Below are 4,879 nucleotides of genomic sequence, written 5' to 3'. Positions count from 1 at the left end.
CCCCCCCCGCCCGGGGGGGGCGGCGGGGGGGGGGGTCCCCCCCCCCCACCCCCCCCCGGCCCCCCCCCCCCCCCCCCCCCCCCCCCCCCCCCCCCCGCCCCCCCGCGGCCTGGGTGTGACCGATGTTGGACTTGACCGAGCCGAGGTACAGCGGGTTGTCCCGCCCCTGGCCGTAGGTCGCCAGCAGTGCCTCGGCCTCGATCGGGTCACCCAGAGACGTGCCCGTGCCATGGGCCTCCACGACATCCACGTCGCCGGCGACCAGACCGGCGCCGGCCAGGGCCTGTCGGATCACCCGCTGCTGGGACGGTCCGTTGGGTGCGGTCAGGCCGTTCGACGCTCCGTCCTGGTTCACCGCCGAGCCACGAATCACGGCCAGCAGGCGGTGACCATTACGTTCAGCGTCGGACAACCGCTCGAGCAGCAGCCAGCCGGCGCCTTCACCCCAGCCCGTGCCGTCGGCACCGGCACCAAAGGCCCGGCACCGACCGTCGCCGGACAACCCGCCCTGGCGGGCGAACTCCTCGAACAGGCCGGACCGGGTCATCACAGTCGCACCACCGGCCAGCGCCAGCGTGCTCTCCCCCTGCCGCAGCGACTGCACGGCAAGATGCAGTGCCACCAGGGAGGACGAACACGCTGTGTCCACCGTGACCGCAGGGCCTTCGAACCCCAACACGTAGGCGATCCGGCCGGACATCACGGCCGCACTCGCGGCGGTGGCGCCGAAACCCGACTCCTTGCCGGCGCCAACTGCCAGCTTTGTGGCCTGGTCCTGGCCGTTGGTACCGACGAAGACACCGGTGCTGGTGCCGCGCAGGGTCGCCGGGTCGATGCCGCCGCGCTCCAACACTTCCCACGCGGTCTCCAGCAGCAACCGCTGCTGCGGATCCATCGACTGGGCCTCACGCGGCGAGATACCGAAGAAGGCCGCGTCGAAATCCGCTGCCGTGTCGAGGAAACCGCCGTGGAAGCCGAGGCCGTCCGGGCCCCAGCCGCGATCGGCCGGCGGCGCGGAGATGGCGTCAACACCGTCGGCCACCAACCGCCACAGCGCCTCCGGCGAATCCACCCCACCGGGAAAACGGCAGGACATTCCGACCACCGCTATCGGCTGACGGGCGGCGTTCTCCGCCTCCTGCAGCCGTTCCCTGGTGCGCCCCAGCTCGACGGTCACCTTCTTCAGGTAACTGCGCAGCTTCTCGTCGTCAGCCGACATTGCCTACCCTCTCCGATTCCCTCGTGCGCCCGATGTCAGGGACGGAAAGACACGTTCATCCGGTCAAGGCCCCGGACCACGATGTGCCGCCGGTACTCCAGCGAGTCCTCGTCCACCTCGGGGTTACGCAGCCGGTCGGCGAAGGCCCGGATGGCGATCTCCGCCTCCAGCTTGGCCAGCGGCGACCCGAGACAGAAGTGCGCGCCGGCGCCGAAAGACAGCGACACCGCCGGCTTCTCCCGGTCGATGACGAACTTGTCGGCGTCCGGGTACGTCCGCTCGTCCCGGTTACCGGCGGCCATCAGCGCCACCACGATGGTGCCGGGGTCGAGCTCGTAGCCGCCGATCTCGGTCTTCTCCAGCGCCATCCGGGCCGCCAGGTGCACCGGCGCGTCGTAGCGCAGTGCCTCGTCGACCATGCTGCCCATCAGGTTCGGGTTCTCCCGCAGCTTGGTCATCTGGTCGGGGTTGCGCAGCAGCGCCAGGATTCCATTGGAGATCAGGTTGGTCGTCGACTCGTGCGCGGCGACGAACAGCGTGGTCAGCACGCTGGTGATCTCGTAGCGGGTCAGCTTGTCGCCGCTGTTCTCGGCGGTCAGCAGGTTCGAGACGATGTCCTCGCCGGGGTTCTTGCGGCGACGGTGGATCAGGTCGGCGAAGTAGGCGTGCGCCGCGATCGCGGTGCTACCGAACCGGTCGATCTCCTCGCGCTGGAACACCTTCAGCACTCCGATGGCCGCGCCCAGGGTGGGCAGCTCGGTGGACAGCGCCAGGTCGTCCGACCACTCCTTGATCATGTCGACTTCGTCGTCGGGAATGCCGAACAGCTCGCAGATGATGCCGATGGACACCGGGTAGGCCAGCTCGCTGACGAGGTCGAACTCGCCCTTGTCCTGAAACTGCGCGAACAGCCGGTCGACGATCCGGGTGATCCGGCTCTCGAAGCTGGCCACGATCCTGGGCGTGAACGACTTGGAGATGAACTTGCGCTGCCGGCCGTGTCCCGGCGGGTCCATGAAGAAGATGGAGCTGGCCGCCCGGTCCTCCTCGTTGGCCACGAACTGCTTGATCATCGGCGAGCTGGAGGTGTCGCTGCCCATCGCGCGGTGACGCAGGATCTGCGAGACGTGGTCGTACTGACCGAAGATCACCACCGAGCCGTCGAGCACGGGCAGAGGACCCGCCTCGCGCAGCTGACCCAGCAACGGGTACGGGTCGGCGCGGACCTCGCGTTCCATGAACGCGACAAGGGGGTTTCCCTGCTGCGAGGTTACGTCGGCCAGTGCGATCCCCTGATCGGGCGTGGCGGTCATAACACGTGTCTCCAATGCCGATGGTGGCGGCTGTTTCCCTTTGTCTGCCAGCGAGTCAACCCGGTCGGCCGGTCGGGCGACAGTGCCAGCTGTCCACCCTCGACTCATCACGTGGTAATTGCCGGGCACCGCCGGCGGTTACCGTCTCACTCCAGGCCCAGGTCCTCGTCGATGAACCGGAAGATGTCCTCGTCCTCGACGGTCTCCAAGTCGGCGTCCGACACCGTCCGCACGGGCCCGGTGTCGTGCAGCTTGGCCAGCACGGCCGCCAGCCGGCCGGACAGCTGCCGGCGCACGTCCTCGCCGACCGCCGACCCGGCGACCAGGCCCTCCAGGCGGTCGATCTGCTCGAGCACGGCCCTTTCCGCGGCGGGCTCGTCGGGCAGCAGCCGGCTGCGCAGGTACGTGCCCAGCACGCTCGCGGTCGGGTAGTCGAAGACCAACCCGGTGGTCAGGTCCAGGCCGGTGACCGCGGCGAGCCGGTTACGCAACTGCACTGCGGTCAGGGAATCGACGCCCAGTTCCCGGAACGGCTGCTCCGTCGCGACCGTCGAGATATCCGGGTGTCCCAGGACCAGTGCCGCCTGCTTGCGCACCAGCTCGATCAGCGCCCGGTCCCGTTCGGCCGCGGGCAGCGCGATCAGGGTCTGCTCCAGGGTTGCGGCCGGCGATTCCACCGCAGTTACCGGCTGATGGGTGGCGCCGGTCAGTTCGGCGATGAACGGTTCGGCCAGGCTGCGCGAGGTGGCGAACCGGTCCCACACGATGTCCGCGACCATCACCTCGGCCTCGTCACGGGCCAGCGCCCGCCGCATCGCCGCCAACGCCGCCGTCGGATTGATCGGCACAAGTCCCTGTCGGCGCAGGGTATCGCCGATGCTGTCGGCCATGCCGCCACCGGCCCACGGTCCCCACGCGATCGAGGTCGCCCGCGCTCCCCGCGCCCGATAGGTGGCGACCAGCGCGTCGACCGCTGCGTTCGCCCCCGCGTAGACGCCTTGCCCAGCCAGGCCGAGCACGCCGGCGATGGAGGAGAACACCACGAAGGCGTCCAGGTCCATGCCCTCCGTGGCCGCGAAGAGGTTGGCCACCGCCTCGACCTTCGGGCGCCGCACGTAGTTCGACCGCTCAGCGGTGACCGAGTCGACCACGCCGTCATCGCGGACGCCGGCCGTGTGCACAACCGCTGTGATCCGGTGCTCGGCGACCAACTGTGCCACCGCGTCCGGGTCCGCCACGTCGCACGCGGCGAATGTGACATCGATTCCGCTGAGTTCGGCGCGCAGTTCTGCTACCCCGGGGGCGTTCTCGCCCCGACGGCTGGTGAGCACCAGGTGTTCGGCACCGTTGGCGGCCAACCAGCGTGCCACGTGCGCACCCAACGCGCCCGTGCCGCCGGTGACCAGGACCGTGCCGTGGGGCTGCCACGACTCGCCTTCCACGATCGGTGCCGGGCTGAGGCGGCGGACATAGGTGGCGTGGGAGCGGACCGCCAGCTCGTTCTCCTGGCCGGACAAGGCCGCGACCACCCGGCTCCACACGGTCCCATCCGCCTGTGCCGGCAGGTCGATCAAGCCGCCCCAGCGGGCGGGATGTTCGAGGGCCGCCACCCTGCCCAGGCCCCAGGCCGACGCCTGCAACGGGGCGGTCGGCTCGTCCGGTCCGGTCGCACCTCTGGTGAACACCCACAGCGGTGCGGCGATCTCCGCGTCACCGAGTGCTTGCAGGACAAGGGCCAGCGTCGTCCCGCTGTCCATGGTCGTCGTCTCGTCCAGCGCCAGCAACGAGATCACCCCGGCCACCTCGGCGTCCGGACACTGACCGGCCAGCGCCTGGCGGTCCGTGCCGCTCGCGTCGACCTGGATTATCCGTGTGTCGGCACCGGCCGTGGTCAGCGCCTGGAGGAACCCGTCGTCGACGCCGCCGGTGGGGGCGATGATCAGCCAAGTGCCGTGCAGGATCGACGCCTGGTCGGCGATCCCCTGCCATTCGACACGGTAGCCCCACTTCTCGACCGGCCGTTCGACTGCCTTCGGCGTGATCCAGTACGTCTGGCGCTGGAAGGCGTAGGTCGGAACATCGACCAGTGTGCCGCCGCCCAAGTAGGCAGCCCAGTCCACGTCGACGCCTCGCGTCCACGCCGTCGCGACGCCCTCCACCAGTGACGCGACCTCACCGCCACGCTCCGGTCGCACCGTCGCAATCCAAGTACCCGCCCCGATCCCCGACAGGACACCAGCAGGCCCCAGCTCCACAAACGTCGACACACCCTCAGCGATCAACGCATCCACATCATCAGCGAACCGCACCGCATCCCGCACATGCCGAACCCAATACTCCGGACTCG

General features: G+C 69.7%; 3 protein-coding genes. All 3 read right to left on the bottom strand.

Annotated features, from left to right (window positions below; genetic code table 11):
• Positions 1 to 1,219, bottom strand: a 1,219-nt coding sequence (locus LCE31_RS36740) for a beta-ketoacyl synthase N-terminal-like domain-containing protein (protein ID WP_225022320.1), incomplete at its 3' end; no start/stop codon positions are given.
• A 35-nt stretch (positions 1,220 to 1,254) separates the two neighbouring features.
• Positions 1,255 to 2,532 carry a cytochrome P450 gene (locus LCE31_RS36735; RefSeq protein ID WP_225022318.1) on the bottom strand — a complete coding sequence of 426 codons (1,278 nt, stop codon included), beginning with the start codon at positions 2,530 to 2,532 and terminating at the stop codon, positions 1,255 to 1,257.
• A 146-nt stretch (positions 2,533 to 2,678) separates the two neighbouring features.
• Positions 2,679 to 4,727 carry a beta-ketoacyl reductase gene (locus LCE31_RS36730; RefSeq protein WP_225022316.1) on the bottom strand — a complete coding sequence of 683 codons (2,049 nt, stop codon included), beginning with the start codon at positions 4,725 to 4,727 and terminating at the stop codon, positions 2,679 to 2,681.
• Positions 4,728 to 4,879: the final 152 nt, after the last annotated feature.

Origin of the sequence: Streptomyces sp. 8L (genome assembly GCF_020176795.1) — a bacterium.
GTDB lineage: Bacteria > Actinomycetota > Actinomycetes > Streptomycetales > Streptomycetaceae > Streptomyces.
Note: the sequence above shows the minus strand (reverse complement) of the source record. Positions and strands in the feature narration are given on the sequence as shown.

Excerpts from the sequence above, each read along its gene's own strand:
- LCE31_RS36735 (WP_225022318.1), bottom strand. The coding sequence starts at position 2,532 with ATGACCGCCACGCCCGATCAGGGGATCGCACTGGCCGACGTAACCTCG.